The 19240-nt window shown below is 65.4% G+C and carries 15 protein-coding genes, 2 tRNA genes, 1 other RNA gene and 3 pseudogenes; 13 read left to right on the forward strand and 8 right to left on the reverse strand.

The window, feature by feature from the left end; translation table 11 throughout:
- A pseudogene (locus PKD06_RS04445) lies at window positions 1-390 on the reverse strand (urease accessory protein UreE); the annotation flags it as partial.
- A 200-nt stretch (window positions 391-590) separates the two neighbouring features.
- On the opposite strand from PKD06_RS04445, the gene PKD06_RS04450 reads away from it, so the two are divergent.
- Complete coding sequence (locus tag PKD06_RS04450; RefSeq protein ID WP_324377995.1) at window positions 591-1076, forward strand: RecX family transcriptional regulator; 486 nt, start codon at window positions 591-593, stop codon at window positions 1074-1076.
- 27 nt (window positions 1077-1103) lie between these two features.
- Here the strand turns inward: PKD06_RS04450 and ssrA are convergent.
- Window positions 1104-1436, reverse strand: a transfer-messenger RNA (tmRNA) gene (ssrA, locus tag PKD06_RS04455).
- A gap of 115 nt (window positions 1437-1551) precedes the next feature.
- Between ssrA and PKD06_RS04460 the strand changes: the two genes are divergently transcribed.
- The 3 genes from PKD06_RS04460 (at window position 1552) to PKD06_RS04470 (ending at window position 3021) form a co-directional block, all read left to right on the forward strand.
- A complete protein-coding gene (locus PKD06_RS04460) occupies window positions 1552-2703 on the forward strand; it encodes a M20 family metallopeptidase (RefSeq protein WP_324377997.1) in 1152 nt (383 codons plus the stop codon).
- A gap of 146 nt (window positions 2704-2849) precedes the next feature.
- Window positions 2850-2934: transfer RNA gene (locus PKD06_RS04465), tRNA-Tyr, on the forward strand.
- Window positions 2935-2947: 13 nt separating this feature from the next.
- Window positions 2948-3021 (forward strand) — tRNA-Gly (locus tag PKD06_RS04470).
- 189 nt (window positions 3022-3210) lie between these two features.
- Here the strand turns inward: PKD06_RS04470 and PKD06_RS04475 are convergent.
- The 3 genes and pseudogenes from PKD06_RS04475 to allE all read right to left on the reverse strand — a co-directional run.
- Window positions 3211-3480, reverse strand: a pseudogene (locus tag PKD06_RS04475) (transposase); the annotation flags it as partial.
- Window positions 3481-3553: 73 nt separating this feature from the next.
- Complete coding sequence (dctA, locus tag PKD06_RS04480) at window positions 3554-4912, reverse strand: C4-dicarboxylate transporter DctA (protein WP_324377999.1); 1359 nt, start codon at window positions 4910-4912, stop codon at window positions 3554-3556.
- A 114-nt stretch (window positions 4913-5026) separates the two neighbouring features.
- Window positions 5027-5812, reverse strand: a complete 786-nt coding sequence (gene allE, locus PKD06_RS04485; protein WP_324378001.1) for a (S)-ureidoglycine aminohydrolase — start codon at window positions 5810-5812, stop codon at window positions 5027-5029.
- A 217-nt stretch (window positions 5813-6029) separates the two neighbouring features.
- Here allE and PKD06_RS04490 point away from each other — a divergent pair, with 217 nt between their 5' ends.
- Entirely contained in the window at window positions 6030-6929 is a 900-nt protein-coding gene (locus tag PKD06_RS04490) for a LysR substrate-binding domain-containing protein (RefSeq protein ID WP_324378003.1), read from the forward strand.
- 114 nt (window positions 6930-7043) lie between these two features.
- On the opposite strand, the gene PKD06_RS04495 is transcribed toward PKD06_RS04490, so the two are convergent.
- Window positions 7044-9908 (reverse strand): TIR domain-containing protein, encoded by a 2865-nt coding sequence (locus PKD06_RS04495; protein WP_324378005.1) that lies wholly within the window; start codon window positions 9906-9908, stop codon window positions 7044-7046.
- Between the two features lie 246 nt (window positions 9909-10154).
- Between PKD06_RS04495 and PKD06_RS04500 the strand changes: the two genes are divergently transcribed.
- Both PKD06_RS04500 and PKD06_RS04505 read left to right on the forward strand, forming a co-directional pair.
- Window positions 10155-10442, forward strand: coding sequence for a hypothetical protein (locus PKD06_RS04500; protein WP_324378007.1), 288 nt, complete (start codon window positions 10155-10157; stop codon window positions 10440-10442).
- A gap of 14 nt (window positions 10443-10456) precedes the next feature.
- Window positions 10457-11317, forward strand: a complete 861-nt coding sequence (locus tag PKD06_RS04505; protein ID WP_324378009.1) for a hypothetical protein — start codon at window positions 10457-10459, stop codon at window positions 11315-11317.
- Between the two features lie 462 nt (window positions 11318-11779).
- Here the strand turns inward: PKD06_RS04505 and PKD06_RS04510 are convergent, their stop codons facing one another.
- Window positions 11780-12646, reverse strand: a complete 867-nt coding sequence (locus PKD06_RS04510) for an isocitrate lyase/PEP mutase family protein (RefSeq protein ID WP_324378011.1) — start codon at window positions 12644-12646, stop codon at window positions 11780-11782.
- A 14-nt stretch (window positions 12647-12660) separates the two neighbouring features.
- The gene (locus PKD06_RS04515) at window positions 12661-13431 is read right to left on the reverse strand and encodes an SDR family NAD(P)-dependent oxidoreductase (RefSeq protein WP_324378013.1); all 771 of its coding nucleotides are present in this window, start codon (window positions 13429-13431) and stop codon (window positions 12661-12663) included.
- Between the two features lie 276 nt (window positions 13432-13707).
- On the opposite strand from PKD06_RS04515, the gene PKD06_RS04520 reads away from it, so the two are divergent.
- The 6 genes and pseudogenes from PKD06_RS04520 (at window position 13708) to PKD06_RS04545 (ending at window position 19204) form a co-directional block, all read left to right on the forward strand.
- Entirely contained in the window at window positions 13708-15015 is a 1308-nt protein-coding gene (locus PKD06_RS04520) for an MFS transporter (RefSeq protein WP_324378015.1), read from the forward strand.
- A gap of 88 nt (window positions 15016-15103) precedes the next feature.
- Complete coding sequence (locus tag PKD06_RS04525) at window positions 15104-15841, forward strand: GntR family transcriptional regulator (protein WP_324378017.1); 738 nt, start codon at window positions 15104-15106, stop codon at window positions 15839-15841.
- A 931-nt stretch (window positions 15842-16772) separates the two neighbouring features.
- On the forward strand, window positions 16773-16991 hold the full coding sequence (locus PKD06_RS04530; RefSeq protein ID WP_324378018.1) for a hypothetical protein: 219 nt from the start codon (window positions 16773-16775) through the stop codon (window positions 16989-16991).
- 831 nt (window positions 16992-17822) lie between these two features.
- Window positions 17823-17984 (forward strand): annotated as a pseudogene (locus tag PKD06_RS04535) (integrase core domain-containing protein); the annotation flags it as partial.
- Window positions 17938-18201 carry a hypothetical protein gene (locus PKD06_RS04540; RefSeq protein WP_324378034.1) on the forward strand — a complete coding sequence of 88 codons (264 nt, stop codon included), beginning with the start codon at window positions 17938-17940 and terminating at the stop codon, window positions 18199-18201. The pseudogene PKD06_RS04535 and the gene PKD06_RS04540, both read left to right, overlap by 47 nt.
- A gap of 19 nt (window positions 18202-18220) precedes the next feature.
- Window positions 18221-19204: a hypothetical protein gene (locus PKD06_RS04545; RefSeq protein WP_324378020.1), complete on the forward strand. Its 984-nt coding sequence runs from the start codon at window positions 18221-18223 to the stop codon at window positions 19202-19204.
- Window positions 19205-19240: the final 36 nt, after the last annotated feature.

Here is a 19240-nt window from a genome sequence, read left to right on the forward strand (position 1 = left end):
CTCGCGCGCGCTCGCGCCGAGGCCGCGCACCATCTCGAGCAGGACGTGGTCGTGGCCGATATAGAGGGCGCCCTCGCCGATCTCGGCCGGAACGTGGCGGTTGCCGATATGCCAGGCGACCTTCATCAGCCGCACGGAATTGTCCGTGGTGATCTCGATCAGCCGCTCCGGCGCGGCCTTGATCCGGACCAGCCGCCCGTCTTCCAGCTTCACTGCGTCGCCGTCGTCGAGCACCGTGGCGCGGTCGAGATCGAGCAGGAATTCCAGCCCGCCCTCTGCCTTGAGGGCGATGCGCCGCCGGTGGCGGGCTTCGTGGTCGAGGGTCAGGGTGTCGGCGACGCGCTCGGGCTTCACGGCGGCGCGGCGAAGGACGGAAGTGGCGCGGAGCATCGCTTGGGCTTTCCTGTCGTGGCGGGTCGCGGATCGGCCGCGGCCCCTTCTCCCGGCCTATAGCGCAAATCGAGATCGGCCGCTCCTCCTCCCCTCCGGCCGGGACGATCGGCCACGGCGCCGGGCGCCCCTGGCCTCGCGCGCCGTGCCGGGCCACAATGCGCGGCATGCGGGAAGAGGAACGGAGCGAGGCGAGGCCGGTGACGGCAGCCTATCTGGAGAGGGCGGCGCTCGCCTATCTCGAGCGCTACGCCTCGTCCCGCGCGAATCTGCGGGCGGTTCTGCTCCGCAAGGCCCGCCGGCGCGGCGGCGCGGCGCCGGACGGCGATCTCCTTCTGGCGATCGACCGGGTGGTCGAGACGGCGGCGCGCAGCGGCCTGGTCGACGACCGCCTCTATGCGGAGGCGAAGCTGCACGGGCTGCTGGGCCGGGGCGCCTCGGCGCGATCGGCGCGCGCGAGGCTCGCCGCGAAGGGGCTCGAGCCGGACACCATCGCCGCGGCCCTGGCCGAGGCGGCGCCCGACGAATTCGCCCAGGCACGCCGCTATGCGCAGCGCCGGCGCCTCGGGCCGTTCCGCGCCATCCCCGACGCGTCCCGGCGCGAGCGCGACCTCGCGGCCTTGGCGCGGGCGGGCTTCTCCTACCGGGCCGCGGCGGCGGCCCTGGACGTGGAGGAAGCCGAATAGGAGCGCCGGAAATGGGAACGGCACCCGAAGGTGCCGTTTCTGTTGCTAGGCTTTCCCGAGCCCCGGATGGTTACGCCGCGAGGCGAACCTCACCCATGTCAACGTTGTCGTTGGCATTTGTGTGTTTGCACTGTCAGGGCCATAGCTCGCCCGACCGCAGCTGAGCCTTTATTGCGCCTAGTCGAACCCAAGTCGTCCCCGCCATCAGCCCGGGCAGCGTGCGCTGCTGGCGGGCTCATGGTGGAGACGGCGGGAATTGAACCCGCGTCCTAAACGCCTATTCCACCCGGCCTCTACGATCATATCCGGGTCGCCCCGGCAGGATCGAATATGAGGCAAGGCGCTGCGGAATTCAACGGGGCCGGGCCGTCTCCGGCGGTGGCGGCGCATGGAGGGGTTGCGGCGGGGGCATCGACAAGCCTCGCGCGAGGCGCTTCATATCGTTCCCGGAGGACGTTCTTCCGAGAGGTTCGACATGACCCGCCCCGACGCCCTGCTCGCCTGGCTCGCCGCCCGGGAGGGCGCCATGATCGCCTTGCTGGAGGAGGTGGTGAACCTCGATTCCGGCAGCTACGACAAGGCGGGGGTGGATGCGGTCGGGGAGCGTTTCGCGCAATTCTTCGCCGAGCAGGGCATCCCGGTCGAGCGGCGGCGGAACGAGGGCTTCGGCGACGCCTTCCTGGCCTCCGTGGCGGGCCCCGGCGGGGCCAACCGGCCGATCGTGCTGATGGGCCATCGCGACACCGTCTTCCCCGAGGGCGAGGCCGGCCGCAGGCCCTTTCGGATCGAGAACGGCCGCGCCTACGGCCCCGGCGTCGCCGACATGAAGGCGGGGCTCGTGATGAACGCCTTCGTGGCCGCCGCCTTCCACGCGCTCGGCGGCGCCCCCGCCCCCCTCACCGTGCTCCTCACCTCCGACGAGGAGATCGGCTCGCCGGCCTGCCGGCCGGTCATCGAGGAGACGGCACGGGGCGCGCGTGCCGTCTTCAATGCCGAGCCGGGCCGGCCCACGGGCAATGTGGTGACGGGCCGCAAGGGCGGGGTGTTCATGGAATGCGCGGTGACCGGCAGGGCGGCCCATTCGGGCGGCAATTTCCAGGCCGGGATCAGCGCCATCAACGAGATCGCCCACAAGATCGTCGCCCTCAAGGACGTGACCGACCTCGATGCCGGCATCACGCTGAATGTGGGGCTCGTCTCGGGCGGGCAGTCGGTCAACACGGTCGCGCCCTGGGCGAGAATCGGCATCGACCTGCGCTATGTCGAGCCGCCGCAGCGCGAGGCGGCCATGGCGAGGGTCCGGGCGATCGTGGACCACGCGACGGTCGAGGGCACGCATGCGGAACTCGTCGTCAAGGGCGAGTTCCTGCCACTCGTCCAGGACGAGGCCTCGCACGCGCTCTTCGCCGGCTACCGGGAGGCCATGGGCTCGCTCGGCCATGCGGTCGAGGGCGAGTTCTCGGGCGGCTGCGCCGATTCCGGCTTCACCTCGGCCGTCGGCTGCCCGACCCTGTGCTCGACGGGCCCGGTCGGCGGCCTCGCCCATTCTCCCGAGGAATATCTGGAACTGGGTTCCGTCGTCCCGCGCGCCCAGGGCCTCGCTTTGGCGATCGCGGGTCTGCGCTGAGACTTGCCGGACATCCGGCAGCTTGGATCCGCGGATCGATTGTGCCTGCTGGAGCCTTCGGCGGTTGACACCGGGATTGGGCCTCACCATAACGCCCGCCTGCCATCCGGTTCCGGGCGGCATGGCGCACGGCGCGTCCGCGGCGCGGGGGAATGTCCCGAGCGGCAAAGGGGGCGGACTGTAAATCCGCTGGCTATGCCTTCGTAGGTTCGAGTCCTACTTCCCCCACCACGGCGCCGGGCGAGCGGGTGTAGCTCAATGGTAGAGCAACAGCCTTCCAAGCTGATGACGAGGGTTCGATTCCCTTCACCCGCTCCATAACTCGGCTCCTCCAATTCGGAATGATCGGCTTCTGTATCAGGTTCACCCGGCGTTCCGTTTCCGGCGGCTCCTGACGCAGGCTCGAGCCGATCTGCTGGACGGCGTTCTCGTTCCCGTTGTCGTCGCGGCCGGCGAGCAGCGTGGTCTCCTCGAAATGCCTCCTCGATCCGATCGGACGATCCCTGCATTGCGCCAGCGGCTGAAATAGCCGTAGGCGGTCGAACGCGGCGGCTGGTCCTTGGGGATCGGCCGACATGCGACGCCCCCGCGGAGCACGTAGAAGATCGCGTTCAGGACTTTCCGCATCGTCCAGACCGCTGGCCGGCCGCACGGTGCGGGGTTCGGCATCAGCGGGCCGATCACCGCCCGCTCGGCATCCGTCAGGTCGGTTTCGTAAGGAAGGCCCGCGCGGCTATGCCGCCGCCGGGTGGTCGGGTCGCCGCACCGCTCGCGGATGAAGCGGAACGTCTCCGCATTCGGCGCCACGAGGCCGGCGACCACCGGCCCGGGCGGAGGCGCCGAGCCCCCTTCATGCCGGCCCGGGCTCTTCCTCGCTGCCGAAGTAGAATTCGACTTCGCCGTTCAGAACTTGTCGTGCGCGCTCATGGTCGAGTTCGCCTTCCCAGGCAGCAATCACGATCGGCGCGACGCAATTGCCGATCAGGTTCACGGCAACCCGCACGAAGCCCAGCACCTTGTCGACGGAAAGGATGATGGCGATGCCGATCACCGGCAGCAGCGGAATGGCCGAGAGGGTGGCGGCGAGCACCACGATGGCCGAACCGGGAATGCCGTGTGCACCCTTCGAAGTGAGCAGTGCAACACCGAGGAGCAGGGCAAGGTCGCCCGCCGAGAGCGGCGTGTTGGTCGCCTGCGCGATGAACACCACCGCCACGGTGAGCCAGAGTGAGAACCCGTCGAGGTTGAACGAATAGCCCAGCGGCACCACCAAGCCTACGGTCGTGTCTTTAACACCCAGATGCCGAAGCTTCGCCATGACCACCGGGAGCACCGCATCCGACGAGGAGGAGCCGAGGGCGATGAAGATCTCGTCGCGCAGATATCTTATCAGCTTCCACAGGCTGACCCCGGACAGCCGCATCGCGACGCCCAGCACGCCCGCCACAAGGATCGCGCAGCCGAGATAATACACGACGATCAGCAAACCGAGCTTCTGCAACGAGCCGACGCCGAACGTGCCGACAGTGAAGGCGATGGCGCCCATGACGCCAAGGGGCGAAAGGCGAATGATGAAGCCCATGATCCGGAACAACATCTGCAAGCCGCTCTCGACAAAGTCGAGAATCGGCTGCCGGGCCCGTGGGCTCATCAATTGCAGAGCCACTCCGCACAGGACCGCGAGCAGAAGGATCTGCAGGATGTCCCCTCGGGCGAAGGCGCCGAAGAACGTGTTCGGGATCAGGCCGAGCAGGAATTCCGTCGCGTTCGTCACCCGGCGTCCTTGCTCGGTGTAGGCGGAAATGATGGACGGGTCGAGCTTCGCCGGATCGATGTTCATCCCCTCTCCGGGACGCAGCACCAGCGCAAGGACAAGGCCGATCAGCAGAGCGATGGTGGTGACCACCTCGAAATAGACGATGGTTTTTATCGCGACGCGCCCGGCTCGACGCAGATCCCCCGCGCCGATGATCCCCGTGACGACGAAACAGAACACGATCGGGCCGATCATGACCTTGATCAGCCTGATGAAACCTTCCGCCAGGGGCTGCAACGCCCGGCCGGTCCCGGGAAAGAAATGGCCGATCAACACGCCGAGGGCAGCGCCGATCAAGACCTGGACATAGATCTTGGAAAGGGGATTGCTCCGTCGCACGGGGGGCGCGACGGCGCCTTCTTGAAGCGGGCCGGTAGGAACGGTGCTGCTCATGAGTCGCCTCTTCTTGCCGGCGCCCTCACGGTTGCCCGTGTCCCGAAGAGCGGGCCGCCGTAGCGTTTCAAACTTGTGGCTGTCTTTTCCGAGCGCCGCCGCCCTGGCCGCCGCTCAGTCGAACCGCACGTCGCGGTTGACGTCCTTGTAAAGAAGATAGGCAGTCTCGCCCCAGCCGGTGGCGTAGAATTGCTGCGGCACGTAGGGACCCATCCAGATGAAGTCGCCGGCCCAGCACTCGTGCCATTCTCTGCCCAGCAGGTAGAGGCCCTGGCCCTCCAGCATGTAGAGGCCATGCTCCATGATGTGGGTCTCGATAAAGGGAAAGTACGTTCCTGGTTGGAAGGAAAGTATGTTGATTTCCATATCCATCGACAGGTCAGCTTCGCCCAGAAGCGCCTGCCATGTCCGGCCGTTCGTATGCTTGTTGACGCGCGGCACCTCTGCCCGATTGCCGAAGAAGGCGCCGCGTGGAGCGATGCCGGGCGCCGGCACGTAAGGGCGCTTGATCCAGATGGCGCGCGCCGGGCCGCCGACGGCACGAATACCATAGGCCGCGCCAGCCGGGACGTAGGCGAAGCCGCCCGCTCCCAGGCGACGCACTTCGTCATGGGCGCCGACTTCGGCTTCGCCCTCCAGCACGTAGAAGAAGTGCTCCAGCCCGTCCTCGATCGGGGCTGGGGTGCCGCCTCCCTCCTCCATGACCAGCAAGGCCTGAGCGAGGCGGGCGCCCATGGCGGGGGAGGTCTGAAAGTGAATCTTCGTCTCCTTGAAGCCGGGCAGGCGGCTCTCCAGGATGCCTTCGGGCGGCATCACCGCGTAGTGGGGCGTGACCATCGTGCGGTTGCTGCCGAAGATGCCCGGGGGCAGCACCTCGCGCTTCGGAGGTATCGGGGGCATGTGAGGTCTCCTATGGACGAGACGGCGGCGGACACCGCCGGGCATGAGGACTGCACGCGGCTGCGGGTGGAACCGCAGCGCGACGGCCAGCGTATCGCCGCATGAGCGCTTCTCTGCCGCGGGCCGTGGACGCGTTTACATCCCTCAGCCTGAGGCCTCGGCGTGCCGCGCGCAAACTCCTTGTTCTGGAGCCCAGCCGCAGTTTTACTGCGCCTCCATGAGCCGCCGCCTGCCACCCCTCAACGCCCTGCGCGCCTTCGAGGCGGCTGCGCGTCTCGGCAGCTTCATATCGGCCGCGGCCGAGCTCGGCGTCACGGCGAATGCGATCAGCCGCCATGTCATCCTGCTGGAGGCGCGCCTGGGCCGTCTCCTGTTCCACCGCGGGCCGCGCTCCCTGACCCTGACCGCCGACGGCCGCGCCCTGCGCCCTGTGCTGTCCGAGGCGCTGGACGGGATGGAGACCGGGATTGCCCGCGCCTTGTTCCGCAAGCCGCGGGCGGCGCTGGAGGTCTTCGCCCAAACCTCCTTCGCGCTCGGCTGGATGCTGTCCCGGCTCCCGCATTTTCACCGGGAGCAGCCCGAGATCGAGCTCTGCCTCTCCACGGGCATCGAGACGCCGAACCTGCGCGGCCAGTCGCCCGGCGTTCCCGACGCGGCGGTGCTGCATGGCCGGGGGCCCTGGCCCGACCTCGCCACACATCTGCTCTTCCCGGATTGCCTCATCCCGGTCTGCGCACCCGCTTGGCTGGCGGCGCGGGACATATCGGAGGCGCGGGCGCTCGCCGCCGAGACGCTGCTCGTCTCCAACACCGCCCCGGAGGACTGGGCGGAGTGGCTGGCCCATGCGGGTGCGCGCGGGGGGCAGCCGGAACGGACGCTGCGCTTCGGCTCCTCCCTGCTGCCGCCGCAGGCTGCGATGCACGGGCTGGGTGTGGCGCTGGCGGATCTCTTCCTCGTGCAGTCGGAATTGGCCTCGGGCCGATTGGTGAACCCGCTGCCTGCGGTGCCGCCTCTGCGAAGGGGCACGGGCTGGCATCTGGCGCACCTGCCCAGCCGCGCCGAGGAACGGCCGATTACGGTTCTGCGGGACTGGCTGCTGCGGGAAGCCGGCGGCTGAATTCCAGCCTCGCTCAACTGTCGCTCGGCATTTGGGTACGAAGACCCCTGACCGGGCCGGCGAGGGCTGGCCGCATAGATCCTCGGGCTGCCGGGGGCGGCCTCCGCGCGGGGATCATAATTTGCTCAACTGGGCCCGGATGAGGTCGGGCCAGCCCTTCTGGTCCGCCGAGAGTTTTCCGGCCTGCTCCAGACGGGTCAGGATCGCGAGCGCCTCGGTGAGGCATTCCCGCTTGCGGTCCGGCTCGGTCGAGACGAGCGCGACCCTGAACAGGCTCGCCGCGAGGTTCGTCTGCCATTGGATGTCGTCGGAATCGCGCCGGGCGAGGGCGCGGCGGAGGTCGAGGCTTTCCTGGTAGGCCGCACGGGCGCCGGCCGCGTCGCCGCCGCGGAGCTGGACGTCGCCGATCCTTTCCAGGATGACCGAGAGATCGCCCTGCCAGCGGGCGTTGTCGGGCTCGCGCCCCACGAGGCCGCGGGTGATGCCGAGCGCCTCCTGGTAGGCGGCGAGGGCGCCGGCCGTGTCTCCGGTGGCGAGATCCAGGTCGCCGATCTTGACGAGGCTGACGGCGAGGGCATGCGATCCGTCGGCGTCGTCAGGCGCGCGCCGGCCGAGGCCGCGGCGGAGATCGAGGGCCTCCCGATAGGCGGCGAGGGCGGCGGCGCTGTCTCCGGCGCGGTGCTCGAGGTCGCCGACCCTGTCGAGGCTGACGGCGAGGTCGCGCTGCCACTGCGCGTTGCCGGGCTCGCGCTTCAGGAGGGCGCGCAGGAGACCGAGAGCCTCCCGCTGGGCGGCGAGGGCGCCGGCGGCGTCTCCGGCGCGAAGCTGGATGTCGCCGATCCTGTTCAGGCCGAGCGCGAGATCGCGTTGCAGCTCGGTATTGGAGGGATCGCGCCGCACGAGCGTGCGGGCGATGTCGAGCCCTTCCCGATAGGACGCGAGGGCGCCGGCGGCGTCTCCGGCGCGGAGCTGGACGTCGCCGATCCTGTTCAGGCCGACCATGAGGTCGCGCTGCCCTCCGGCATTGTCGGGCTCGCGCCGCACGAGCGCGCGCCGGATGTCGAGGCTCTCCCGATAGGCGGCGAGAGCGCCCGTCGCGTCGCCCGCGCGGAGCTGGAGGTCGCCGATATTGACGAGGCTGAGGGCGAGATCGCGTTGCCACCCGGTATTGGCGGGATCGCGCCGCGCCAGCGCGCGCCGGATGTCGAGGCTCTCCCGGTAGGCGCGGAGGGCGGCGGCCGCGTCGCCGACACCGAGCTCGAGGTCGCCGGTCTTGTCGAGGCTGGCGGCGAGGTCGCGCTGCCAGAGGGTGTTGTCGGGATCGCGCCGCACGAGACCGCGGACGATGCCGAGGCCCTCCCCGTAGGCGGCGCGGGCACCGGCCGTGTCTCCGGCGCGGAGCTGGAGGTCGCCGATATTGGCGAGGCTGACGGCGAGGTCGCGCTGCCACTGCGTGTTGTCGGGCTCGCGCCGCACGAGGGCGCGGATGATCTCGATGGCCTCCTGCTGGGCGGCAAGGGCGCCGGCCAGGTTGCCGCCGCTCAGCTCGATATCGCCGATCCTTTCCAGGCTGGCCGCGAGGTCGCGCCGCCACTGGGCGTTGTCGGGCTCGCGCCGCACGAGGGCGCGCAGGATGTCGAGGGCTTCCCGATGGGCGGCGAGGGCGGCGGCCGCGTCTCCGATGCGGCGCTGGAGGTCGCCGATCTTGGACAGGCCGATGGCCAGCTCGTGCTGCCACAGGGTATTGTCGGGCTCGTGCCGAGCCAGGGCGCGGACGATGCCGAGGGCCTCCTGGTGGGCTGCGAGCGAGCCGGCGGCGTCTCCGGTGCTGAGCTGGATGTCGCCGATCCGGTCCAGGCTGACGGCGAGGTCGTGCTGCCATCCGGCATTGTCGGGCTCGCGCCGCAGGAGGGCGCGGAGGATGCCGTTGGCCTGCTGGTAGGCTTCGAGGGCGGCGGCGCCGGCCCCGGCCGCGAAATAGGTGTCGCCGAAGGCGGCCAGCATGGCGGCGCGGCTGCGCTGGATGGCGGCATCGTCCGGAGCGGCCTCGGACAGTTGGGCCACGGCCGCTTCGACCCGCGACAGCACCGTGCGCAGCACCGAGATGCGGATGCCTTCGACGTTCCGCAGGCCCTGGGCCAGATCGAAGACGACGCTGTCGATCGTGCGCTTGGCGATGTCGAAATTCCGCTCGGCGATCACCCTCTGCCGGATCGCCTCCTGCCGCTGCATCCAGGCGAGGGCGGCGAGACCGAGGGCCAGGACGAGGCCGAGGACGAGGGCGCCGAGGAGGCCATTGCGCCATTGCCGCGCGGCGCGCCGGCTCGCGGCGACGAGGTCCCGCGTGTCCTGCGTCGGCAACGGCGCGTTGGCGGGGCGGTGCGCCACCCACTCCTCCGCCGCCTTCAGCCGGGCGGACCCCAGCAGCAAGCCCCGCGGCCGTCCCGCCCGGCTCCATTCCTCGGCCGCCCGGCCGAGATCGGCATGGGTGCGCATCCAGGCGAGGTCGGTGCGGACCGCCTTCGCCAGCCGGTCGAGATGGGCCTCGTAGGTCGCCTCCTCGTCGAGGAAGACGTAGTTCAGCTCGCTCAGCGCCTCGGGCACGCTCGGATCGTCGATGCGGCGGGCGACGACGGGGATGAAGCGCTTGCCGAGGCGCTGCCCGTAGGCCACCTCCTCGGCGCAGACCCGCGAGCGGACCGAGTCGGGCGAAAGCACGAAGACGATGGTCTCGGCGCGCGAGATGAGGTCCTGGAGGCGCGCGAACCAGCGCTCGCCGGCCTCGATGGCGTCGCGATCGACGAGGGTCGCGACGCCCCGCGCCCGCAGGTCCGCGTCGAGCCGGTCGACGAAGGCCATGTCCTTGCGGCTGTAGGAGATGAAGACCGTCGCCGCGCCTTCGTCCCGGGCCCGGCCGCGCGACGTCCCGGCGGGCTCCGCCGCCTCGAGCGCGGCCGGTCTGGCGGGAGGCTGGGGCATGGGTCGGCAACTCGGGAGCCTCGCCGCCCATCAGGCATCCGGACGAACCCCGCCGTCAAGCGGCGCGGCGAAGCGCCGTCAGGCTCCGCTCCCGCCGCTCCGGCCCCGGCGCCGCTGCGTCCAGGCCTCGTCCTATTGTGCCAGTGCGGCAGAGACCAGAATGCTCGGAGATACTGAGCGCAACCTCTGAATTGACAACCTGGAATAGTGATGTAAGGTTGATGGTTGTAAATAGGGGAGGGGCGGATGGCCGAGGTGACCACGCTTGTCATTGGTGAGGAAGATCCGCCAATTACTACGCTTGCGTTAGGTGAGGAGACCCCGCCAATCACGACGATGGCTGTGGGTGAAGAAGATCGAGTCGACATTGGGCGTGCGAACGGTGGACCGACGACGCTCAAGGTTGGAGAGGAGGATCCTCCAGTAACGACGCTTCCGCTAAACGAAGAGAATAACGTCGTCACGACACTTGCCATTGGCGAGGAAGAGCCGCCGATTACAACGAAAGCGATAGGCGAAGAAGATAAACGATAGTCTCCGGTAGCTCTGTGATCCTTGTTGCTGGTGGTCAGCTTGACCCAAATATCGGTGCATTGCTGAAACGTGTTTTATTGCGAAAAATTCCATTTCGCGACCTTCTTGTTGGTCCAGATTCCAGTCCTTTGATCTCAATCGATCTGCCTGAGGCTTGTCTTGTCTTGGGCGGCGAACGAGTAATGCCTTCGGCGTGCTTTGTCAGGCATGATGTTTTCTGGTCACAGAAGGAGGGTGGTCATCATGCCAATGCAGCGTCATTAAATTGGTTCTATGCTATTCGAGGATGGGCTTTAAGCTGGCCCGATATAAAGATTTTGAATCGGCATTCGTATCTAAGCGAGAATAACAAGATTCAGAATTTGCTCCTCGCCTTGAATGTAGGACTTAACATACCTAAAACCAAAATTACCAACCTCTTAAACGAAATGCCGTGCGCCGAGGATTATATTCAAAAGCCTGTCGCGGGCGGCGAATACACAACAATGCTTAGTGATTTCCTGCGAGAAAAGGAAGATAAAGAGAAATTCTATCCACGATTCATTCAGAGGCGCTTGAATCGCCCTGAGCTTCGTATTTTTCGAATAGGCCCATCGTTGCTTGCATTCAGCCTGCTATCGAATGACGTTGATTATCGCGTCACGCAGAAGGTCGAAATTGAATGTGCGCCGGTGCCAGGCGAACTTGCTCAGCCGCTTGTGCTTCTGTGCGATCGCCTGGGACTAGATTTCGCTGCCGCAGATTTCATGCTGGACGATGAAGCGGGCTGGCGGTTCCTCGAAGTGAATTCACAGCCGATGTTCGCTAGATTTGATCAAGTCTGCGACGGCCAATTGACCGGTATGCTATTAGATTTTCTTGTTGGCAGTTTGTAGTTATGAAAGCGCGCCGATTGGCGGAAGCCCGGATATCGTTTTACACGGGCCCGTCAGGCTGCGCGTGCTCAGCGCTTAACGGAAGAGGAGAGGGAGTTTCCATCGCGAAGCTGCGGCTCTGGCGGGCTGCTTCGGACCTCACGCTCAAGAAGTTGATCCCGCGCGAGGCTGCCTCGGGACCCGAAGGGCAGCGTCAGCAAAACTTCTGAGCCCCGCCCGTCGCCGCGCCTGCATCGAGCACGTGGTGGCCGACCACGGCGTGGCCGAGCGCATCCCTCTTGATCAGCAGGCCATACACACGCGACGAGCGACTGCCACCTGAATGCGGCCCGGCCGACGAGCCCCGCGGCTTCCTCACCGGGCCTCGCCTGAAGGGCCGAGCTATCGATCAATACGACGAGCCTGATTGCATCTTCACCGGTGGTGCTGGACGCACTCAATGCGCTCTCAGCAAACGATCTCTCAGGCCCATCCGAAGGTCTCGTCGAGGGCGGCGAAGCGCTTCAGATCGACGATCTCGCAATAATCCTGGTAGGAGACCATGTCGGCGGCCCGCGCCTTCGGGGTCCCGTCGCGCCGGATCGCCGTGAGCGTCTCGCTGATCGCCTTGACCGCGGAGAACAGCGTCGAGAGCGCGTAGAAGACGACGTGGAAACCCATCTGCTCGAGATCCTGCGCGGTGAGCGCGACGGTCTCGTTGCCGTCGACGATGCTCACGACCTTCGGCCCGGCGACGTTCCTCGCAACCGCCTCGACCTCGGCGATCGTCTTGATCCCGTCGACGAAGACGAGGTCGACGCCCGCATCCTGGTACATCCTGGCGCGCCGGATCGCCTCGTCCGCTCCGGCGGCCGGCATGGCGTCGGTGCGCGCGATCAGCACGAGATCCCGCGTTCCCCGTGCGGCGAGGGCGCATTTGAGGCGCCGGACATTCTCCTCGGCCGAAATCAGCCGGATGCCTGCGAGCTGCCCGCAGCGCTTCGGCGCCATCTGGTCCTCCAGATGGATCGCCGCCACGCCGGCCTGGACATATTCCTCGACCGTGCGGGCGATGTTCGCCGGGCCGCCATAGCCGGTATCGGCATCGGCGATCACCGGAATGTCGACGGCGCGCGTCATGTCGCGGGCATGGGTCGTCATTTCCGTCTGCGTCAGGAGGCCGAGATCGGGCGTTCCGACGCGGCTCGCCGTCGCGCCGAAGCCGGTCATGTAGATCGCGGGAAAGCCCGCCTGCCGGACGAGCCGGGCGGTCAGGGCGTCCGGCGCCCCCGGCGCCTGGATGATGCGGCCCCGGGAGAGGAGGCTCCTCAGGGCCTTGGCCTGCTGCATGGGTTCCAAGCTCCTCACCTGCCGCCGGAGACGTCGAGCACGGTGCCGGTGATATAGGCCGCGCCCGGCGAGAGCAGCCAGAGGGCTGCCTCGGCGACTTCGTCCGCCGTGCCGAGCCGGGCGAGCGGAATGACGGACGCCATCTTCGCGATGCTGCCCTCGTCGGCGAAGACGTCCTTTTGGATCTCCGTGTCGATCACCCCGGGCGCGAGCGCGTTGACGCGGATCGCCGGCGCAAGCTCCTTGGCGAGCGCATGGGTGAAGGAGGCGATCGCGCCCTTGCTCGTCGCATAGGCGATGTTTCCGACCATCCCGCCCGTGCGCCCCGCGATGGAGGACAGGTTCACGATGGAGCCCTCGCCCCGGCCTCCGTGATGATGAAGGAAGGCGCTCGAAACCGAAAAGACGCTCTTGAGATTGACGGCCAGAACCCTGTCCAGCTCGGCCGGGTCGAAATCCCTCACCGTCATGCGGCGGCCGATGATGCCGGCATTGTTGACGAGATGGTCGAAGCCTCCCCACCGCGCCGCCGTCTCGCGCGCGGCCCGGTCGACGGCCGCCTTGTCGGACACGTCGACGACCTCCGTCGCGACCAGGTCACCATGCCGGGCCTTCAGCTCCCGCAGGCGCCCGGCATTGAGATCCCAGGCCGCGACGCGCGCCTCCAGGGCGAGAAGCTTCTCCGCGATCGCCCGGCCGATGCCGGAAGCGGCCCCGGTGACGAGGACGACCCTGCCGGCGAAGAAGGCCGGCGGCACGAAGCCCGCGCCGATCGATGCGCTCATCGACATGCTCTCCCGGGGCCGGCTCGATCCGCGGCCCGTGCGGGCGGACAAGTCACAAACCCCGCTGCCCGTCAATCTGGGATGCCAGTTCTGGCATTCCAGGTTTGATATTCCAGTTGTGGAGCCTTTGCCGTTCACCTAAGAGGCGGCCTCGCGGGCCGGCTCGGAGGACGGGGCCGCGCGTCCCGCGCAGGCGGAAGACGGCAGCGAGGCGATCCCGCGCGGCGCATCCGGCAGGCCGGGCGCGGCAGGGCCGCTGCATATTGGGGGGAGACGATGACCAACCTTGCGCTAGCCGCGGACACCCTGCCGGCAAGCCTGAGAGACAGCACGATCCGCAAGCTGAACTGGAGAATCCTCGCATTCTGCTTTCTCTGCTTCATGATCAACTACCTCGATCGCGTGAATGTCGGCTATGCCGCGCTTCACATGAACAAGGATATCGGCCTGACGCCCTATATGTTCGGGATCGGAGCCGGCATCTTCTTCATCGGCTACATGCTGTTCGAAGTGCCGAGCAACATGATGCTGCACAAGCTCGGTGCGCGCATCTGGATCGCGCGCATCATGTTCACCTGGGGCCTCATCTCCTGCGCCATGGCTTTCGTGCAGGGCCCGGCCTCGTTCTACGTGATGCGCTTCCTGCTGGGCCTTGCCGAAGCCGGCTTCGCGCCCGGCATCCTGCTCTATCTCACCTATTGGTTCCCGGCGAAGGAGCGCGGCCGCGCCACGGCCCTGTTCATGACGGCGACCGTGCTCTCGATCGTCGTCGGCGCCCCCTTCTCGGGCTGGCTGATGGACGCCGCCGACGGCGCCTTCGGCCTGCGCGGCTGGCAGGCGATGTTCCTCCTCGAAGGCTTGCCGGCGGTCGTTCTCGGCGTCGTGACCTTCTTCTACCTGGTGGACCGCCCGGAGAAGGACACGCGCTGGCTGACGCCGCAGGAGCGCGCCTGGCTCATGGAGGAGCTTGCCAAGGAGAACCAGGGCAAGCAGCCCGACACCCGCCATTCCTTCGGCGAGGTCTTCTCGGATCACCGGGTCTGGATCCTGACGCTCATCTATATGTTCAACGGCATCGCGATCTACGGCGTCATCATGTGGCTGCCGCAGATCGTCAAGAGCCTCGGGAACTTCACCAGCTTCCAGAACGGGCTGATCTCCGCGATTCCCTTCGTCTTCGCGGCGATCGGCCTCGTGGTGATCTCGCGCAATTCCGACAGGACGGGCGAGCGGAAGATCCACACGGCGATGTCGGGCCTCGTCGGGGGCGCTTTCCTGGCCGCGAGCGCCCTCGTTCCCTGGCCCGTGCTGAGCCTCGTGCTGCTGTCGGTCTGCGCCTTCTTCCTGTGGTCCTATCTCGGCGTGTTCTGGACGCTGCCGACGCAGTTCCTCTCGGGGGCGGCGGCGGCGAGCGGCCTTGCGGCGATCAACGGCTTCGCGCAGCTCGGCGGCTTCGCCGGGCCTTATCTGGTGGGCTGGATCAAGTCGTCCACGGACAGCTTCTCCCTGTCGCTGATCGCGCTTGCGATCTTCCCGATCCTGTCCTTCTTCCTGTGCATGAGCCTGAAGGCCCGGCGGGACTGACCCGCGCCGGCCGGATCGCCGCGCGCGGCGATCCGGCTCTTCACGCGAGCCGGGTTCACCTTCTTCGAAAATGCTCTATGAGATCCGCATGATCGGGTCTCGCGACACGTCCGGGAAATCGCTGTCTGCGATCATTTCGGAGAAGATACGCCGCGCCATCGTCGAGGCCGAGTTCGAATTCGGCGAAAGCCTCTCGGAAGAATCCCTGGCCATGGCTTTCGAGGTCAGCCGGACGCCCGTCCGGGAGGCGCTGAATCTCCTCCAGATGCAGGATCTCGTCCGCATCGTCCCGAAATCGGGGACCTATGTCTTCGAGCCGACGCACGAGGACATCGCCGAATTGTGCGATTTCCGCGCCGGGCTGGAGGAGCGGGCGATGCGGCTGACGCTGGCCGCGGACCGCGAGAAGCTGACCCGGCTTCTGGCAGGGGAAGTGGCGGCGATGCGCATCGCGGTCGAGGCCGGCAACCGGCGCGCCTATGGCCGCCACGACACCGAATTTCATCTGGCGTTCTTTCGCGATTGCGGCAATCGCTATCTTGCCCGCGCCTATGAGAGCATTCTCGGCCGCGTCGCGGCGCTGCGGACGCATCTGGCGATCGAGGCGCCCGGCGAGCCCGCCCGCTCCCTCGCCGATCACGAGGAGATCGCCGATCTCGCCGCGCGCGATCGCCCGGACGAGATCGCGGCGATCCTCGAGGACCATATCCTGCGCACCAAGAGCAACTATCTGAACGCCCTCCGCAAGCGGTCGAAGGAGGCGGCGGATCCGCGCGCCCTCCGCCTCCGGCGGCAGCTCTCGCAGGCCGGATTGGGCCAGCCTTGAGGCAGGCGAGCCAGGATCCATTCCATGCTCTAAATCGTGATGCCGCTTCGTTGAATCGCCATCGCGATCCATCCTTTTGTGACGGCCGATCAGGCCCCGTCAAAGCGCGGAACCACGGCCTCGAAGGCGCCGCCTCGGGATCGGTCACGGTCAGGCGCCGGATGCCGACGCCGTAGAGGCGGCTCAGATTGGCCTCCGTCATCACCTTGCCCGCCCGCCGTGGATGACCAAGCGATGCACGACGCGATCGATCCGAGAGTTCTTCCTGGTCGTGCAGCGCTACGCCCAGCCCTCCCTCGTCGGGGCATGGGCGGAGCAGGCCTGAATGAAAGCGCATGGCGCAACGGACCGGCGACATAAAAGGCCCCAGCACATTGCAACTGAAATTGGCGAGCGGCAAAAGCATTGTCCTTGGCCGGAAGCCGCTATATGCTGATCAATGGCGAGACAAAGCCTCTTTTATCGCTTTCACCGGAGATGTATTGATCCATTGATTACGAGAATCAGGCATGTTTAGATGTTTGATTCGGGGCTTTGACGGTGCATTTTCACGATGGAGCGGGAGGATGCGCTGTGGGCGGAGCCGGCCTGAGGCTTCGGCAGACTCGCCTGCCGAAGAGATCGAGCGGAGGGCAGGGACTCCATGGGAGCGCTCGCACGACAGAGGCGGTCCATCGAGCGGTCATGTCCCATGCCCGCTGCGAATCGCGCCAGAGCCGTTCCGTCTTGGGCGGAATCGTCTCTCTTCTTTATTTGGTCGCATTTTCGCTGATGCGGACCTCCGGTTCTTCACGTAAGCCGTGTCCATCTCACGCGAAAATGCGCTAGACACGCCCGGCGTCCGGGCCCCGGGCACGGAGGCAATCATGAAAATTGCGAGGCCGTCCACAAAGGCGGTGAAGGCACGGGCGAAGCGGTCGAGGATATCGACGTGACGGATTACAAGGATGCGCATCGGGCTCGCGCTGAAGCCCAGTTCAAGAAGCCGGATCCCAGCGCCTCGGATCCCGCCAAGCTCGCCCGCGATGCCGAGGAGGCGGCGCGCGATGCGAATATCGAGCGCTTGAGGCAACTCCGCCTCGCGAAGGAGAAGAGCGCCCGCGAGGCGATCGCGGTCAACAAGGTCAGGCGAAGCCTCAAAGGACGGTGAGGCTGGTGAGGGCCGATCCGGCGGATCGCCGGGCGACATCGTCAAGCCAAGCTCGGTCTTTGTCCTTCAACCCTTGCGACGTTGCGGCAACCGCGACGGTTCGACCCGGCTGAATGCGCTTCCTCATGTGTCGCGAACCTCGGTCGACACCACGCGCTCATTTTCTGCAGGCGGAGGTCCTGCAGAGAGACGAGATGCGGAGGCCGGACAATGTCGCGGCGACGCCGCGGCTGAAGGGATTGTGGAGCGCCTCGTGCGGGCCGTAGTCGCGAGGCGCGTCCTTCCATTGCAGGCCGTGCCTGATGGGGTCGGCGATCCACCGACCGCCCGGCGATCGTCCACCCGCGGCGCCTCCTGCGCGAAAGGGAAGAACGGCGCGACCCGAGCCGTCCGCGCCTCGTTCAGCAGGAGCAACTCCGTCGCAAAGCAGTTCTCGGCCAGAGAACATGGATCAAGAAGCAGACAAATTTAATATTACATAATATTATAACTACAGTCGCCATAATCGTAGGCATCTCGGCTGCCCGGAACGACGCGCCCTCTTGCGCCACCACCTTCATGACGATTCAATTCAGCCCTCAAGCCAAGACGACGAAGGCAGGAAGCGCGATGTTGCGCCATGATGCTTAGGACAACCCGTGGGCCGGGTCCGTATTCGGCGGCCGCATGATTTGGCTAGCCACTGACACGATGGCTCTGTAGAATAGCCTTCTTGCCACAACGCTAACCCGCGCAGGCAGATTTGTCTACATTCCCATGACCAAAAAACAGACTTTGCCCCAACTTGACTGTCTGACCTTCCGGCCAGGAAGTGCATTCCCAATGTATTACGGCACGGAAACGGCGTCGAGCGCGATTCTGGGATGGGCCGATCGGTGCGGAGTCGGCTGGCGCCATATCGCGCCCGGCAAGCCCCAGCAGAACGGCTTCAACGGAAGGCTGCGTGATGAACTCCTCAACGCAACCCTGTCCAGTTCGCTGGCTTACGCCCAAGCCCTGTCCGGCTGGGGTGACGAGCGCGCTGCGCAGCCTGATCACTCCGCATGCCGGCCTCTTGCAAGCGACGCTTGCCGAGGCTCAGATCAAATCAGGCCTTTCGTTATGGCTGGCTGAAAAACGGGAGCGGGTCAGCAAAGTCGATGCGGCATTGCTCGATACGCCCGATTATCTTTGGCCGATGCGCCGCTTAAGGCTGTGGAATAATAAATAGGTATAAAATGATAAACCAAATGGTAAATCAAGGCGATGTTACAGAATCTAATGGCGACAGACGGTCTGTCGCTAAGAAAAACCGCAGCATTTACTTTGTTTCGCATATAGAGTCGATCCAGGACAGAGGTGTGGAGGCGGTTATTAGAGAGCTGCACGGGGTTCTGCGCTGGAACCACGAAGTCATAGAACAATTCCCGGAGAGTAAGTTTATAATTCTTGTAAACGATCGGAGTGAGCATCTGCTAAATCAGCACGGTAAATTCCATTTTGTAAACATATCTCAACTTAGAGGAGCGTGTCTGGAAAGGCTAGATAAGCTACGCCAGGAATTCATTTCGATAGATATAGCTAAATCTAAAAACTTTGGCGTCGAATTCGAGTTAAAGTGCTTCGAGAGATTCGTCTACCTTCAGGCTATTGCTGAAAGCCATCAGATAGACAGAATATACCATATCGATATCGACCTGGCGCTCAGTCGGGATCTTGTTGCCAGGCTTATAGAATTGGAGGATCTGAATTCAGATGGGCCGCATACAGTCATTTCTCCGTCTAGCTATGGAACATATTTATCAGGGTTCGAACTAGACGGAATTAAGCTGTTTGTGGATTTTATCTTAGATGACTACTTTGAAGATCCCGCCTCAAAAGCATACCGCATCAGCGACATGGGTGCATTCCTGGAATGTGTCACGCGTGGATATCTGGGCTGCGACAGCTCACTCTTTCTAGAATATTCAGATTATATGCGCAGGCTGGAGACGGTTTTGTGTTCTTTCCACCATATCACGGGTGCTGTCGCGCTTGAACTTGGCATGCCTCTCGAAAGCGTATGGCGACAGCCAGATAGAGATATTATCCAGGCTATCGCAAATAGCAAAAAATTCTTTCAAATGCATCCGGATTTAACGATAACGCTCGACGACAAGCAGGTGCCATTTATCCATTTTCATGGGTGGTCCAAAAGATTTGCTCCATTAATCATTGATAAAGGTAGGCAATAGTAAGTATTTCTGATTAGAAATTGACATTTATCTGGC

Source organism: Enterovirga sp. (assembly GCF_035325185.1).
Taxonomy (GTDB): Bacteria; Pseudomonadota; Alphaproteobacteria; order Rhizobiales; family Beijerinckiaceae; genus Enterovirga.